Annotated in this window: 11 protein-coding genes; 6 read left to right on the forward strand and 5 right to left on the reverse strand. The window is 59.3% G+C overall.

Features of this window, described 5'->3' with window-relative positions; genetic code table 11:
- Positions 1-59 precede the first annotated feature (59 nt).
- Together IPM61_10605 and IPM61_10610 are read right to left on the reverse strand one after the other, a co-directional pair.
- On the reverse strand, positions 60-1,019 hold the full coding sequence (locus IPM61_10605; GenBank protein MBK8911766.1) for a fibronectin type III domain-containing protein: 960 nt from the start codon (positions 1,017-1,019) through the stop codon (positions 60-62).
- Positions 1,020-1,444: 425 nt separating this feature from the next.
- Positions 1,445-2,023, reverse strand: coding sequence for a cob(I)yrinic acid a,c-diamide adenosyltransferase (locus tag IPM61_10610; GenBank protein MBK8911767.1), 579 nt, complete (start codon positions 2,021-2,023; stop codon positions 1,445-1,447).
- Between the two features lie 176 nt (positions 2,024-2,199).
- Here IPM61_10610 and IPM61_10615 point away from each other — a divergent pair, with 176 nt between their 5' ends.
- From IPM61_10615 to IPM61_10630, 4 genes are read left to right on the forward strand one after another with little or no spacing between them, the layout of a single operon-like run.
- The gene (locus IPM61_10615) at positions 2,200-3,021 is read left to right on the forward strand and encodes a TIGR00282 family metallophosphoesterase (protein MBK8911768.1); all 822 of its coding nucleotides are present in this window, start codon (positions 2,200-2,202) and stop codon (positions 3,019-3,021) included.
- Positions 3,022-3,073: 52 nt separating this feature from the next.
- Positions 3,074-6,139 carry a S8 family peptidase gene (locus tag IPM61_10620; GenBank protein ID MBK8911769.1) on the forward strand — a complete coding sequence of 1,022 codons (3,066 nt, stop codon included), beginning with the start codon at positions 3,074-3,076 and terminating at the stop codon, positions 6,137-6,139.
- 51 nt (positions 6,140-6,190) lie between these two features.
- Positions 6,191-6,973 (forward strand): enoyl-CoA hydratase/isomerase family protein, encoded by a 783-nt coding sequence (locus IPM61_10625; protein MBK8911770.1) that lies wholly within the window; start codon positions 6,191-6,193, stop codon positions 6,971-6,973.
- Between the two features lie 12 nt (positions 6,974-6,985).
- A complete protein-coding gene (locus tag IPM61_10630; protein MBK8911771.1) occupies positions 6,986-8,515 on the forward strand; it encodes a hypothetical protein in 1,530 nt (509 codons plus the stop codon).
- Positions 8,516-8,538: 23 nt separating this feature from the next.
- Here IPM61_10630 and IPM61_10635 read toward each other — a convergent pair whose 3' ends face one another.
- The 3 genes from IPM61_10635 to IPM61_10645 all read right to left on the reverse strand — a co-directional run bounded on the left by IPM61_10635 (position 8,539) and on the right by IPM61_10645 (position 11,172).
- A complete protein-coding gene (locus IPM61_10635; protein MBK8911772.1) occupies positions 8,539-9,072 on the reverse strand; it encodes a carboxymuconolactone decarboxylase family protein in 534 nt (177 codons plus the stop codon).
- Positions 9,073-9,187: 115 nt separating this feature from the next.
- Positions 9,188-10,270 carry an ankyrin repeat domain-containing protein gene (locus tag IPM61_10640; protein ID MBK8911773.1) on the reverse strand — a complete coding sequence of 361 codons (1,083 nt, stop codon included), beginning with the start codon at positions 10,268-10,270 and terminating at the stop codon, positions 9,188-9,190.
- A gap of 143 nt (positions 10,271-10,413) precedes the next feature.
- The gene (locus IPM61_10645) at positions 10,414-11,172 is read right to left on the reverse strand and encodes an ankyrin repeat domain-containing protein (GenBank protein ID MBK8911774.1); all 759 of its coding nucleotides are present in this window, start codon (positions 11,170-11,172) and stop codon (positions 10,414-10,416) included.
- A gap of 192 nt (positions 11,173-11,364) precedes the next feature.
- On the opposite strand from IPM61_10645, the gene IPM61_10650 reads away from it, so the two are divergent.
- Positions 11,365-12,366 carry an epimerase gene (locus tag IPM61_10650; GenBank protein MBK8911775.1) on the forward strand — a complete coding sequence of 334 codons (1,002 nt, stop codon included), beginning with the start codon at positions 11,365-11,367 and terminating at the stop codon, positions 12,364-12,366.
- A 344-nt stretch (positions 12,367-12,710) separates the two neighbouring features.
- A complete protein-coding gene (gyrA, locus tag IPM61_10655) occupies positions 12,711-15,194 on the forward strand; it encodes a DNA gyrase subunit A (GenBank protein ID MBK8911776.1) in 2,484 nt (827 codons plus the stop codon).
- Positions 15,195-15,243 lie beyond the last annotated feature (49 nt).

Raw genomic sequence — 15,243 nt, forward strand, 5'->3', positions numbered from 1 at the left:
CCCCGGTTCTTTTTTTGCTTATCCCAACCAGCAGATGCTGGGCGGAACGGCGCATCAGCTTAGTACAAGCGGCGGGAATAGACACCCACTGGCGACTCGGCACCACGCTTGGCGAACGGTACGTTTGGCGTGTTTTGGTAGGAGATCGTCAGCTCCACGTAGCGGTTTGGTGCGGTGCCTTGCAGCAGCTTGCCACCAACGTTGTTCACAAAAACGCGAGCGTAGTGGTAGTTGTCCTTTCCGCCGGTGCGAACCACAAACCCTTGCCCGGTTGCTCCGCTTACCGTTGCCTCGAAGGTGAAGGCGCGAAGGTTGCCGTCGTCGTTTGGAATATACGTGTCAAGCGATTGTGTGATGAACCAATCGTTCAATCCCGTTGCTACCCACGATTGCGTGGAGACGTAGGTGTTGCTGTCGAACTTATCCACGTTCTTGAACTCTGGGAAGGAGTACGCGGCACCGATCACCACTTTCCCAGCGGGGTCAACAATAAAGCCAAGTTGAACATCCGATGTTGGCTTGGCAACCGACACGTTCTTCGGGCCGCCCAGGCTTGGGTCCAGGGTCAATCCGCTTCCGTTGGAGGATGCTTTTTCGTACAACTTGATCGTCATCGCTGGGTTTGCAGCATCGTTGCTGAACCGCTGCGCGCCTGCCCACTGGCGGGTAACAGCGGCTGACAACGTTGTGCCACGCTTGGTTCTTACAGTGAAGGTGTAGATCTTCCCTTCTCTCAAGTTGGGGATTGTTTCTGTTGTATCATTACTGGTGATACTTGCGGAGTCGATACCGTCAAGGCTTTTCCAGGATACTTCATAGCCAGTTAAGGCGGTGTCAACTGGGGAATTCCAGCGGAGGCCAACGGTAGACTTGTCCAGCGAAACGGCCACCAAATTGGTGACGGCCTTCGGTGCAACTGGATCTGGTGTTGGGTCAACGGGGTTGTCGTTCTCGTTGCAACCGCCCACTACCAACGTGGCAAGCAACGCGCTGCCGATCAAAAAGCTTTTGAGTTTCATACGGTTTGTCTCTCCTGTAGTTGAACTGTGACGCTGGCGGGAAATCCACCAGCCGTCGGGTTATGATTGATTGAACTTTGCTCGATGTGAATAAGCGCCGCGGGCCTGTTGTTGGCTCTGTGTGCCGTCGCTTCTATCTCCCCCGCCCCCCCCCTAACGATGCGCCCGACGCTCAAGTTAGCCGGCATGGATGCAGCACGCGGGAATCGGTTTAGCGGAGCTTCGCCAAGCAGCATCGGCAGGCCATGTCCGCTGGCAGCCGCCAGCGCGAAAGTACCACCATTTTTACGGCAAAACGGAAAACAATGGGGCGAAGAAAAGAAGGTTTTTGGTAGGGGTATGTTAGAAACTGTTATTGGCCAGTTGCTGGTTGCCCGTGGTTCGCTGCAAAAAGGAGAAGGGGGCCCCACTCCTTTCTGGCCATGTTATCCCCGAGGCTTCCAGGGGTGTTCTTCGATTCCGGCGGCATGGTTAGCGGCGCGGGCAAGAACAAACAGCAGGTCGCTCAGGCGGTTCAGATACGTTATTGGCAACTGGCCGATGGTGGGTTCCTGGCCATGCAGCGTTACGGCACTTCGTTCGGCGCGTCGGCAGATTGTGCGGGCCAGATGCAACGCCGCACCGCTGGGCGTTCCCCCAGGAAGAATGAAGTTCTTTAACGGAGGTAGCGTCTGCTCCAAACGGTCAATTGCCGTCTCCAGACACTCCACATCGGCGGGTGTAACGCGGGGGATGGAAAATTTTTTGGCATCATATTTCTTGGCATCGTGCAGGTGCGGCGTGGCAAGGTCCGCACCCAGCACGAACAGCTGCTGCTGCAAGGTGTCGGCAAGCTCCTCATATTCGGCGGGAAGCCCGTGCGAGCGGGCAAGGCCAACCGCGCTGTTCAGTTCATCAACCGTTCCGTAGCATTCAATGCGGAGCGAGTCCTTGCTGACCCGTTGGCCGCCGAACAGCCCGGTGGTCCCGTCGTCGCCGGTTTTCGTGTAGATTTTTAGTGCCATCGGCTCTGCAACTGTTGTGCGGGTGGATGGGGGGGGAAGTTACCCGGGTTGGGGTTACGATTCCTTCATGGCCCATCCCTTCCCCGCTTGCGGTTCGTTTGTATTTTGTGCCGCGCAAAATACAGCGGGCTTCGCGCACACCCGCACCCAGCAAACCCGACTTATCAATTTCTTGCATGCCTGAACTTCTTCGCATCCTGTTGGTTGGTGATGTTGTTGGCGAACCCGGGCTTCAACGCCTTGCCGACGAACTTCCCGGATTGATCCAGCAGTATGCCGCCAACTTTGTTATTGTCAACGGGGAGAACGTGTACGACGGGAAGGGAATCCGCAACTCGGATGCCGAAACAATGTTCCGCGCCGGGGCGCACGTGATCACTTCTGGGAATCATATCTGGGAGAAATGGCAGTCGAAAGATGTGCTGGCCAACAACCGGAACGTGATCCGCCCGCTGAACTACCCTCGCGGCAATGTTGGGCTGGGGTTCGTAACAAACGCCCTTCCCACCGGTCACACTGTCACCGTGATAAACTTGCAGGGGCGCACCTTCCTTCCCAGCATTGATTGCCCGTTCCATGCCGCCGATTGGGCGTTGGACAAACTGCGCCACACAACCGGCGCCATTATCGTGGACTTCCACGCCGAAGCCACTGCCGAGAAAATGGCCCTTGCCGCCTACTTGGACGGGCGGGTTAGCGCGGTGATTGGGACCCACACGCACGTCCAGACCAACGATGCCCGCATCCTTCCCGGGGGAACCGCATTCCTGACCGATGTTGGAATGACCGGCGCGTACGACTCGGTGATCGGCATGAAAAAGGAGGTGGCGATCAAGCGGTTTATGCTGCAAACCCCCCACAAATTCGAGATGGCAACCGGCGACACCCGGCTTGCAGCGGTCTATCTGGAAATTGACCCGGCAACCATGCACGCCGTGAAAATCGAGCAACTGCTAACGCCCCCGTTGCTGCGGGAACGCCCGCTGGCAGGAACCTAAACAACCATTTCACGGTGGTGAAATCCATCGTGGTCTTTCAATCGCACGAACCATGAACGCTCGGCCCCGATTACTCCGCTTCTCCCTTGCTGGCATTGCCTTCCTGCTGATTGGCGCGATCCCCGCGCTTGCCCAAGCTCCCTCCAAGTCTATCGAGGTTGAAAAGAAGGCCGCGCCGATCGAGAAGAAAAAGGCTGATAAAAAAGCCACTCGTTCGGCTATCGTTGCGCCGCTACCCCCCAGCGCGAAACAGCAGGCGTTGGCCGTGCATGGCTCCATTCCTGACATGATTAGCGGGGATAACGTGGTGGCCAACGCTATCTACGTGAAGCTCCGGAAAGGGTGGGGAAGCAGTGCCGGAAGCAATGCCGGATTGCCAGCCTCGCAAGCCGATGCCGATGCCCCAAGCCACGTTGCCCAGCTTATCGCCCGCGCCGGGCTTGGCGAAGGGGATGCCACGCGGATTCCCATCACCATCCCTGCGCTGGTTCAGCCGCCGGCAAAAGGGGGGAAGGGGAACGGCGGGGCCGCGTTGCAACGGTACGTGCGTGGCCTGCAAGCGCAGGAGGAGTTCAGCCGAATCACCGAGGTTCGGTACGCCGCCGCGATTCACCCCCGCGAGGCCGCGCGGAAGTTGATGGAGTTCCCAGAAGTGGAGTATGCCGAGCCGATGATCCTTCCGCGCCTTGTTAGCCCGCCACTTTCCCCGAACGACCCGCAAATCTGGCAGCAAAGGCAGCTTCCCCAAATGAGGGCCTACGAGGGATGGGAGGTCTGGCCCGGCGACACCACCATGCTGATCGGCATTGTGGATGCGGGGATTGATATGTTCCATGAGGACCTTGCGCCGAACATCAGCGAGAACACCGGCGAGATGGGAAAGGACGCACTGGGCCGCGACAAACGCACCAACAACCTTGACGACGACGGCAACGGAGCCGTGGACGATTGGCGCGGCGCAAACCTGACGTGGCAGGAGGACAGCACGCTTCCTGGCATCACCAAAGGCTCGGCCCACGGGACCTTCGTTACCGGGTTTGCGGCGGCAGCAACCAACAACAAGATTGGGATTGCCGGGGTTGGAAATCTGTGCCGATTCTTCCCAATCAAAATGGCCAACAACAAAACCGGCGAGCTGACGATGGCCTACGAAGGGATCATCTACGCAGCGCGGCGGGGGTGCAAAGTGATCAACTGCAGTTGGGGTGAGGAAAGCTACTCGCGGGTGCTGCAGGACCTTATCACCAATGTGGTGCAGACGTTCGATTGCGCAATCGTGGCGGGGGGGGGAAACCCGCCGGGATATGGAGCCTACTACCCCGCAGGCTACCGCCATGTGTTGGGTGTTGGGGCGGTGGGGGGGAATGATGTTTACGAAACCACGCTTGGCCCGCATATCGGGGTTTCGGCCCCGGGAGGGTTCTCCACCGGTGAGAACAACACGTACGGTGAGGTTGGCGTTGCCACCTCCTTCTCCGCGCCGAACGCTACCGGAGCGTTGGCGTTGGTGCGCAGCCGCTACCCGGCGCTGACTGCCGATCAAGCCATTGCCCATTTGCGGCTGACGGCCGAGAATATCAACAACAAAAATCCCGACAAAGTTGGCTTGATGGGAACCGGGCGGGTCAATATCCTGCGTGCCTTGACCGAGGACCCGTTCTCCCGCCCGGGAATCATCATTGACTCCGTGTTCCTTACCGACCTGAACGGAATTCCACGCGACAACTTCTCGGTTGGCGAGCAAGGGCTGCTGCGGGTTCGCCTGCGGAACGTGCTGGGGGATGCCAACAACATCCGCATCACCGCCGCAACCATTGGCGACCAGGAGCCAACAATCCAGATTAGCGACGACACCGCGCGCCACGCCCAATTGCTACGCGACGGCGTTGCCGTGGTGGCCGATGGAATCCGCTTCACCGTCACCGCGCCCACCGAGTCCATCGTCCACTTGCGCTTTGCCTACTCCGCCGACGGCGGCTACAGCGATTTTGGTTTCGACCGCCAGATGTTCGCGCGCCCATATTTCAGCACCTCCACCCCGGGCATTGTGGCTTCCATCTCCATCCGTGGGCGGCTGGGCTACCACGATTACCCAAGCAACACCGTGGGCGATGGCTTCCTCTATCAGGGGAAATCGTTGTTGTACGAGGGCGGGTTTATTCTGGCTGGCGACGGGGCAACAATCCTGAGCAACATTCGCGGAAGCGATTCCGAGCCGCGCACGATTGACTTTGGCCCACTGGACCTTCCCACGCTTGCCAACGACTCCACCCTGACGCTGACCGACTCGGTGGTCACCGACGGGCGGAAAATGGGGCTTGAACTGAGGCTGCGGTTCATCAAAAAAGAAGGAATCCAGGATGCGATTGGGATTGAGCTGCGAACCCGAAATCAAAGCGGCAAACGGCTGGACAGCTTGCGCATCGCCACCTTCACCGACTGGGACATCTTCGCATCATCGGGGGGGCAGACCGTCCGTTACGCGCCGGATCCCAGCGGAAAAATCAGCGTCCTTTCCCGCGTGGAAAACGCCAGCGGCTACGGCGTGACCGGGGCAATTGCGGGGAATGTGCAACGCCCAATCTTTTACGCCATTGACAACGATGGCGACACCGTCAACCTCTACAACGGCTTCACCTTCTCGGAAAAATGGCGGACGATTTCCAACGGTGTTGGCTCGGAAAGCGCGGGGCCGGGGGATATCAGCATGGTGTGGGGGAAGGTCGCCACGCTTGACCCGGGCCAGGAGGACACCACGTTGTTCCTGTTTGGCATGACCACGCCAACGCGCCAGGGGAAGCAAGCCATTTACGAGCTTCTTGGAATCCCAACCAGCGTTGCCGATGCCGGGGCGCAGCCCGGGCCGGGGTATCTGGGGCTTGCACGCCCGAACCCGACGGCCCAGGTGTTCGCGCTGCGGGTCAGGACCGCCGGGCCGAACTTCCAGCTGCGCGTGTTCGACAACAACGGCAACGCCGTGGCGGACCTTACCGACCAACTGACGGCCACCGACACCACCATCACGTACGACGCCAGCAGGCTTCCAAGCGGGCGGTATCTTGTGCGGCTTATCAACGGGACCACGGTGACTTCGCAGCAGGTGATGGTGGTGAAGTAGCCGGGGAATCGAATCTTTGCACAGTCTTCTCTTTCAACTTTTTCCTTCCGAATGCCAGAGTATCAACGCCTTGAAATTGAGCGTGCGCAAAGCGCGGGCTTCATCTACCTGAACCGTCCCGAAAAACGGAACGCGTTGGACAGCCTGATGGTCAGCGAACTGCACGACGCTGTTCAGGAATTGGGGGGGGACGATTCCGTCCGCTCGATTGTGATTGCCGGGCGGGGGAAAGCCTTCTGCGCCGGTGCGGACCTTGCCTACTTGCAGCAGCTGGCGCAGTTCACCGCGCTGGATAACATGGCCGATTCCGCTTCGCTTGCACGTACCTTGCGGGCAATCTATGAAGTCCCGAAACCGGTGATTGCTCGCGTGCATGGTCCGGCAATTGCCGGCGGGTGCGGGCTGGCAACCGTGTGTGATATCGTTGTTGCGGTGGAGCAGGCAACCTTTGGTTATACCGAGGTGAAGATTGGATTTATCCCGGCAATCGTCATGGCGTTTCTGGTTCGCAAAAGCCAGCAGATGCAAACCCGCGAACTGCTGTTGAGCGGAAGGATTATCGCCGCAACCGAAGCCTTCCAGCGGGGGCTGGTCACCACGGTGATTCCTGGGAATGGAGAGGAAGCCATTGCCGCGCTGGATGCGCACATCGCCACGTTGACGGCGGAGTTCGCGGCGGCAAGCGGTTCGGCAATCACGCTTACCAAGCAGATGCTGACCGCGCTTGATGGAATGCCCCTAACTTCCGCGCTGGATTATGCCTCGCGAATGAACGCCCTTGCCCGGCTAACCCCCGATTGCCAAGCGGGGATTGCGCAGTTTCTGAACCGCTGAACAAAAGGAAGAATGGGGACCACATTGACACCATCACCAAGCCGCCTCCACGGCAGATTGTTCCTGCTGTTGCTGCCGTTGCTTCTGGGGTTTTGGGGATGCACCCAAACCGCCCCGAACGGCCCGCTTGCCAACCGCCCGCCGGTCACGCATCTTGCCACCGACACGGTGAACAACGTTCTTACCAGCCGCGTCCATCTGAACTGGTATGGCGACGATCCCGACGGCTTCGTTAGGGGCTTCCTTTTCTCCTGGGATCGCGCAAACTGGTATTTCACCCGCCGCAACGACAGCACGTTTTCGCTTCCGCTGCAGGGGGCAAATGGCTTGTTCACGTTCAGCATCGCGGCGGTGGATAACGGGGCTGCGGTCTTCCCCCAGGCCGATACCGCCATCACCGTCCCGTTCGATGATGCCAACAGCAACGGCAGATACGACGATGGAGAGAAGTTCGTGGGGCTTGAGGGCGCAACCGATCCCACGCCGGCAACGCTGGATGTCCCCATCGAGAACAGCCCGCCGGTGGTCTTCTTCGGCGACGACTCCACGCAGGCTTCGCGGCGGCTTGTTCAACTTCCCGACACCACATTCACCGTTGCCACATTCCGCTGGGTGGGGTACGACATTGACGGGGCCGGAACAATCGCCCGCTACGAGTGGGCGCTGAACGATACCGTGGCCAGTGGCGCGTGGCACCCGCTGCCGCCCGGGACAACCACCATCACGCTGCATGAGTTGGATGGAATCCGCCCGAACGATCTGAACCGCTTCTACCTTCGCGCAGTGGACGCTGCCGGGGCCAACAGCAAAACGATTGCAATGCCGGAGAACGACGGCGTGTGGTACGCCAAACGCCCGCGCGGAAGGCTTCTGCTGGTGCGCGATTACACCTTCAGTGATGCTGCGGGATTTTATGCCGGGTTGTTAGATACGTTGGATGGAGGAAGATTGGCAGGGAAATATGATGAGTTCGACATCCGGCGCGGGGCCGCATCCACCGGGGGCTACGGCGCGCTGGTCCCGCCGATTATTGACCCAATGGTGATTGAAACGTTCCGGCTGTTCGATGCCATTATCTGGTATGGTGATGCCTCGCCGACGCTTGCGCTGGCGGCGCAAACGCTGCCGGCCTACACCCGTTCCGGCGGCAAGGTGCTGATGACCACCGCGCTCCCCAGCGTTCTTGATGCCCAAGCCTTCATCACCGATTTTGCCCCCGTTGATTCGGTGGCCACCAACGAGCTGCCGAACCCGCTTCCGGCAACCACCACGCTGGGGCCGGTTCCGCTGCCGGAAGGGGGGGAATATCCACCATTGCAGAAAGGGAGCGGGACAATGTTCGTCCATCCGTTGTATCCGGCCATCACGGCATCGGTGCTGTATCGCCTTCCACTTTCTTCCGCATGGCAGGGTGAGCCGGTGGTTGCCGTGCGGAGCGGGGAGAAGCGGTTCATCCTGGCCAGCGTGCAGCTTCACAAGCTGACCCAGGCCAGCGTTGGGGAGTTCTTGCGCAGGGTGTTGGTGGTGGAGTTCGGGTTGTAGGCCCAATCCTCCCGCGTTACTCCTTACTTCATGTAGCCCTGTTCGGCCAGCCGTTTCCCCGCCATGACGTAGCTCTGCTCATCGTCCGGTGCCCATGTTCCAAGCCCGTCAACATAGCGGTTGAACATACAGAAGGCGGCCGCCACCAGCACGGCATCGTGAAGTTCAAGATCGGTTGCGCCGGCGGCTTTGGCGCGGTCAATATGGGCCGGGGTTACTTCCCGTCCGCTTTTCTGGACTGCGGCGGCAATTGCCAACAAGGCTTTCATTTTTTCGGTGATTGCGGCCTCCTCCGGGTTCCGTTTCACTTCCGCCATCAGCGTGCCGTCGTCCTGCCACAAGCATTGCGCCGCGCCGATGTGGCAGCCGGTGCAGAATCGGCATTGGTTCAGGTGCGAGACGTATCCCGCAATCAATTCGCGCTCGGCAGTGGTTAGGGTGGAGTTCCCCCGAAGGATCGTTTCGGCCAGGAAGTTCAGCGGTTCGGCAGTTTGGGGGCGGTAGGCAAGAAGTCCCGAAATGCCGGGGTACGGGTTGTTGAGTTCGATGTGGGCCATGCAGATGTTGGATGAATGATGAACGGTTGGCACCGGAAGCAGCACCGCTGGCACGGCCAGATTGGGCCGCCTGCTGCTTGCCGCAAAGTACGCAGCCCCAGCTTTTTCGCCACCTCTATTTCTTCTTCCCTTTCCCCTTGCTCCCTTTGCTGGTGCCTCCTTTGGATGCTGCCGGAAAGAGTTTTTTGATTGCTGAATTCTTGCTGGACTGGGCAAGGTCCGCCGCCGATAGCCCATCGTTGGCTTTGATGGAAGGGTCCGCCTTCAGCCGCAGAAGTTCGCGGCAGACAGCTTCGAAGCCTGTGGCCACTGCGTAGTGGAGCGGGGTGCGTCCGGCGGCATCGGCAGCGTTGATTGTGGCCCCGGCCGTGGCCAGCCCGGTAACGGCTGTGGTCAGCCCGGCCGATGCGGCGGTGTGCAGCGGCGTTGCGCCGTTAAGGTCGGCAACGTTCACGGTGGCGTTGTGGGCAACAAGAATCTGAACAACGGAATCGTTGCGGGCATAATGGAGTGCGGTGCGCCCCAGGTTGTCGCGCTCGTTTGGGTTAAATCCTTTATCGGCCACCTGTTGAACTGCCTGCGGGGTATTCGCGGCGGCCCAGTGGAGCGCGGTGTGGCCCGCGTTATCCTTTGCCCCCAGGCCGGCCCCGCGTTCGATAAACCACCCCACCATTGCGGCCGTGCCGGAGCGTGCGGCGCGCAGCAGTGGCGTCATGCCGTTGTGGTCCCGGATTTCCAGCTTCGCCAGCTTCTCATACAGCACCTCTGCTAACCCCGGTCGTCCACGTTCGGCGATGTAGTGGAACGGTGTTGCCCCGGCCGTATCCTGGGCATTCAGGGGGATATCGTAGCGGGTAAGCAGCCGCGCAATTTCCGAGTGGGAGACAAGGTGAAGCGGTGTCATGCCGTTGTTGGCAACCGCGCTGGGGTTGGCATCGTGGTCCAGAAGGTAGCGGGTCATCCCAATCTGCGTGCTTCGGACGGCGTGATGAAGCGGGGTGAACCCTTCGGCATCGCGGTGGTTCACTTCGTCCGGCTGGCGCTTCAGGATGTCCCGAACAGCATCAACATCCTCCTTCTTCACGGCATCCATAATCGGCTGCGGGAAGGCTTCTTGGGGTGATGTCATCACCATTGCGATCAGCAATGAGCAGAGCGGTAGAAGCGGGTTCTGTTTGGCGGTCAATGTGGCGGTCAAAGGCGGTGGTACAAGCGTTAGTGGAACAAGTGAAATGAACGCGAGACACAGGGGGCGCAGAGAAAATTGTTGTTCCCCTCTGTGATCCCTGTGTCTCGCGTGCGTGTTGGCTGGTTATTTCTTCGGCAATCCTTCCCCTTCCTCTATTTCGCCCTCTGCAACACCGCTGCCCGGAACGCTTTGATCTGCTGAAGATCAACCGTAAATCCGTTGGCGGCTTTGATGGTTGGGTCGGCACCAAGCGCAAGCAATTCTTCGGTAAGCTCCATCCGCATGCTAAACCCGGCAAAATGCAGCGGCGTGAAGCCGTACCATTTCTCCACAGCGTTCACGTCGGCACCGTAGCGAACCAGCAGTTTGGCCATATCGGCACGGTTGCCGGACCAAGTTTCGTGCAGCGGGGTGATCTGTTGAACCTTCGAGCGGGCATTCACGCTGGCTCCATGCTGCAACAGCAGTTCGGCATTTGTGAGCGTTCCGCGGAGCGCGGCCCAATGGAGCGGGGTAAGGCCGTCGTTGGTTGCCGCGCTGGGGTTGGCATCGCGGGCAAGCAGGTGGCGGATCACCAGCTCGTGATCGTTCTGCGCAAGGTACAGTGGCGTTGCGCCAAAGTTGTCGCGCGGGTCAACGGCGGCTTTGTTCGATAGCAGGAAGGTGACAACGTCAATCTTCCCTTCGGTGGCGGCGGCGTGAAGCGGCGTGCGCCCGTTTCCATCCGCCTGGTTCACCAGCGTTGGGTTGGCCGCCACCATCTGCTGGACGGCGGCAAGGTCCCCAGCGGCAGCAGCTTGCTGCAGCGATTGTGGAAGCGATTGCTGCCCGGCAGCGGTCAATCCCGCGCACAGGATCATGGCGCACACCATGAAGGCACGGTTCAGCATCGTGGGTCGTCTGTTCGGCATACTCATCTTCTCGGAAATTGTGTTTGTTGGACGTGTACTCGGTTGGCCGCCCTTTGTAAACTCGCTCTTCTGCGGGTTGAATGCAATAGCCCAAGAAATTTTCCGCAACCTACGGTCCCATCTGGGCGTAGCGGCCTGCCCAATTCTGCGCCCTTGTTCTTCAACAACCAATTCACAATTCCAACCTCAACAATGAACCTTCTTATCATTGGTGGAAGCATCTTCCTTGGCAAGCATCTTACCCAGCAGGCGATTGCGCGGGGGCATTCGGTAACGCTGTTCAACCGTGGCATTCACAATCCCGATCTGTTCCCGGAGGCGGCAAAAATCAAGGGGGACCGCAACAGCGATTGCGCCCTGCTGGCCGGCGGGAAATGGGATGCGGTGATTGATACTTGCGGATCGTTCCCCCGGCAAATCACGATGGTGATGGATGCCCTGCGGGGGAACATCGGCCATTACACGTTCATCTCCAGCATCAGCGCATTCAGCGATTTCAGCACGCCGGGGATGGATGAATCCGGACCGGTTGGGAGCTTGGACGATGAGACGATGGAGGAAGTAACGTTTGAAAGCTACGGCCCCCTGAAAGTCCTGTGCGAGCGTGCCGTCCAGCAGGCAATGCCCGGACACGCGCTGAATATCCGCCCCGGGCTGATTGTTGGGCGCGATGACTGGAGCGACCGCTTCAGCTACTGGCCCCGCCGGATTGCCCGTGGCGGCCAGGTCCTGCTCCCGGGAAAACCGGAGGCTCCGGTCCAGATTATTGATGTTGAGGACCTTGCTGCATGGACCCTAAACATGGCTGAGCAGGGGAAAAGCGGGTTGTACAGCGCCACCGGACCTGGCCACCAGCTGACGATGGCCGACGTTGCCCAAGCGTGCCGCAGCGTAAGCGGAAGCGATGCCACGTTCACTTGGGTTCCCGATGACTTCCTGCTTCGCGAGGGGGTGGGGCAGTGGATGGAGCTTCCGCTTTGGATTGCCGAGGACCCCGCAATGGCCGGTTTCTCGCGGGTGGATTGCGGGCGCGCCATTGCCGATGGCCTAACCTTCCGCCCCCTTGCCGAAACCGTTCGGGCCGTTCTGGATTGGAGCGCGACGCTTCCGGCGGATCGCCAACCACGCGCCGGAATCTCTGCCGAGCGGGAAGCGGAGTTGCTCAAGAAATGGCACGCGGAAGCGGTAGCCTGACACGTGGCGGCGGTGCCGAATCATCGCTGGGTTTGGCGGGGAGATTGCCCCGTTTTTTGCTGAGGTTGCAACGGCGTTCCCAATCGCAAAAAATCCCGCTCGGCGGGCAATTTTTTCGGCGGTTGGGAAGGCCGTTTTTTCTATCTTTGCGGCGGATGCTTGCGCAGAGAACAACCACAGAAATCGCCGATTTCTACCATTTTTCAACGCTTCAGCCTCCTTCCGCAGCCACGGGGTTGCGATGGTGGTTGGCGGTTTGCCGTTGCCTGTTTCGTTAGGCATCCGTTATGGCACTTTGCGGCTTGTAGCAATCAACGTTTTCAATCATACAGAACTGACCCTCCATGGCAACAACGTCCGAACGACTGGTCCCCATCTCCCTTGAAGATGAGATGCGGAACTCCTTCCTTGATTACTCCTTTTCGGTCATCGTCTCGCGCGCGCTTCCCGACGTGCGCGACGGCTTAAAACCGGTGCATCGCCGGGTTCTGTACTCCATGTCCGAACTGAGCCTTTCCCCAAACCGTCCGTTCAAAAAATCGGCCCGTATCGTTGGCGAGACGATGGGGAAGTACCACCCCCACGGCGACGGAGCCATTTACGACTCCTTGGTCCGCATGGCCCAAGATTTCTCGATGCGCCACCCGCTGGTGGATGGGCAAGGGAATTTTGGCAGCATGGACGGCGACCCACCAGCGGCCATGCGGTATACCGAGGCGCGCCTTACCCACGTGGCCATGGAGATGCTGCGGGACATTGACAAAAACACCATTGACTTCGTCCCCAACTTCGACGACTCCCTTCAGCAACCGGCGGTGCTTCCGGCGAACTTCCCGAACCTTCTGGTAAATGGGGCAAGCGGCATTGCGGTGGGAATGGCCACCAATATCCCTCCCCATAATCTTGGTGAAGTGGTGGATGGATTGATTGAAATCATCAATAACCCCGAGACCACCATCCAGGAATTGATGAAGCACGTGAAAGCCCCTGACTTCCCGACCGGCGGAATCATCTACGGCTACGAAGGCGTTGCCGAGGCATTCCAAAGCGGGCGCGGGCGCGTGGTGATGCGCGCACGGGTGAACACCGAGGTGCTGAAATCGGGGAAGGAGCAGCTGGTGATTACCGAGTTCCCCTACCAAGTCAACAAGGCCCAGTTGATTGAGAAAATTGCCGATCTGGTCAGGGAAAAACGGCTGGAGGACATCTCCAACGTCCGCGACGAATCGGACCGCGACGGCGTGCGGGTGGTGGTGGAACTGAAGCGGGACGCAACCCCAGAAGTGGTGCTGAACAACCTGTACAAACACACCCAAATGCAGCAGACGTTTGGCGTGATTATGCTGGCACTGGTGGATGGCCGCCCCCGCGTGCTGAACCTGAAGGAGGTGATGGAGTACTTCCTGAAGCACCGCAACGAGGTGATTGTCCGCCGCACCCAATTCGACCTTGAGGCTGCCGAACGCCGCGCCCATATCCTTGAGGGCTACATCATCGCCCTGGATAACATTGACGCGGTGATTGAGACGATCAAAAAATCGAAGGATGTGGAGACCGCAAAAGCAAACCTGATGAGCCGTTTTGGATTGTCGGAAATCCAGGCCAAGGCCATTCTGGATATGCGGTTGCAACGCCTTACCGGGTTGGAACGCCAGAAAATCGAAGATGAGTACCGCGAGACCATCAAGCTGATTGAACGGCTGCGCGCAATTTTGGGGTCCAAGGACCTGCAGATGGAGATCATCCGCACCGAGCTTCTGGAGCTGAAGCAGAAATACGACAACCCCCGCCGGACCGAGATCATCTACGATTATCGTGACTTCACGATCGAGGACATGATTGCCGAGGAGGACATGGTGGTCACCATCAGCAACAACGGGTTCATCAAGCGGTTCCCGGCAAGTGGCTACCGCCGCCAGCTTCGCGGGGGGAAAGGGGTGACAGGGATGCAAACCCGCGAGGATGATTTCATCGAGCACGTGTTTGTTGGGTCCACCCACCATTACCTTGTGTTCTTCACCGACCGTGGCCGCTGTTTCCGGGTGAAAATCTACGAGATACCGGAGGCCGGGCGCGCCGCAAAAGGCCGCTCGCTTGCCAACTTACTTCCGAAGGAGAAGGATGAGAACATCACTGCCGTGATGGCCGTGCGTGGGTTTGCCACCGAGGAGTTCGTCTTCATGGTGACGCAGAAAGGGACGGTGAAGAAAACGCCGCTGAAAGATTTCGCGAACATCCGTTCCAACGGGATCATCGCCATTAACCTTGCCGACGGCGATAACCTTGTGGAAGCCCGTTTAACCGACGGGACCAACGACATCGTTATCGGGACCCACCAGGGAATGGCCGTCCGGTTCCGCGAAACCGACGTGCGCGACATGGGCCGCCAGGCCGCAGGGGTCCGCGGGGTGACGCTTGCCAACAACGATTTCGTGATCGGCATGGTGGCCGTCAAACGGACCGAATCGAACCTTCTGGTGGTGGCCGAAAACGGCTACGGCAAACGGAGCCAGGTTGCCGATTTCCGCCTGACGCGGCGTGGCGGAAAGGGGGTGATCTCCATGAACACTACCGATAAAACTGGCAACGTTATCTCCATGCGCGAAGTGGTGGATGCCGACGACATCGTGGTGATGACCAAAGGGGGGATGGTGATCCGGCAGCACGTTGCGGAAATTCGCGTGCTTGGCCGCAACACCCAGGGGGTCCGGCTGATCCGTTTGAACGAAGGCGACCAAATCACCGGGGTGGCCATTGTGGCTTCCGAGGAAGGAGCGGAGGGAGGAAACGGCGGAAATGGAGAAGAAAACGGCGATTCGGCAGAATAATTAGCCGTTTACAATTCTTTTGTTGCATTCGTGGGGGTTGTGGGCGTAT

Source organism: Chlorobiota bacterium (assembly GCA_016710285.1).
In the GTDB taxonomy this organism is placed as follows: domain Bacteria; phylum Bacteroidota; class Ignavibacteria; order OLB7; family OLB7; genus OLB7.

Coding starts and splice junctions, on each gene's coding strand:
- IPM61_10605 (MBK8911766.1), bottom strand. CDS start 1,019: ATGAAACTCAAAAGCTTTTTGATCGGCAGCGCGTTGCTTGCCACGTTG.
- IPM61_10630 (MBK8911771.1), top strand. CDS start 6,986: ATGGGGACCACATTGACACCATCACCAAGCCGCCTCCACGGCAGATTG.
- IPM61_10645 (MBK8911774.1), bottom strand. CDS start 11,172: ATGCCGAACAGACGACCCACGATGCTGAACCGTGCCTTCATGGTGTGC.
- IPM61_10615 (MBK8911768.1), top strand. CDS start 2,200: ATGCCTGAACTTCTTCGCATCCTGTTGGTTGGTGATGTTGTTGGCGAA.
- IPM61_10635 (MBK8911772.1), bottom strand. CDS start 9,072: ATGGCCCACATCGAACTCAACAACCCGTACCCCGGCATTTCGGGACTT.
- IPM61_10620 (MBK8911769.1), top strand. CDS start 3,074: ATGAACGCTCGGCCCCGATTACTCCGCTTCTCCCTTGCTGGCATTGCC.
- gyrA (MBK8911776.1), top strand. CDS start 12,711: ATGGCAACAACGTCCGAACGACTGGTCCCCATCTCCCTTGAAGATGAG.
- IPM61_10625 (MBK8911770.1), top strand. CDS start 6,191: ATGCCAGAGTATCAACGCCTTGAAATTGAGCGTGCGCAAAGCGCGGGC.
- IPM61_10610 (MBK8911767.1), bottom strand. CDS start 2,023: ATGGCACTAAAAATCTACACGAAAACCGGCGACGACGGGACCACCGGG.
- IPM61_10650 (MBK8911775.1), top strand. CDS start 11,365: ATGAACCTTCTTATCATTGGTGGAAGCATCTTCCTTGGCAAGCATCTT.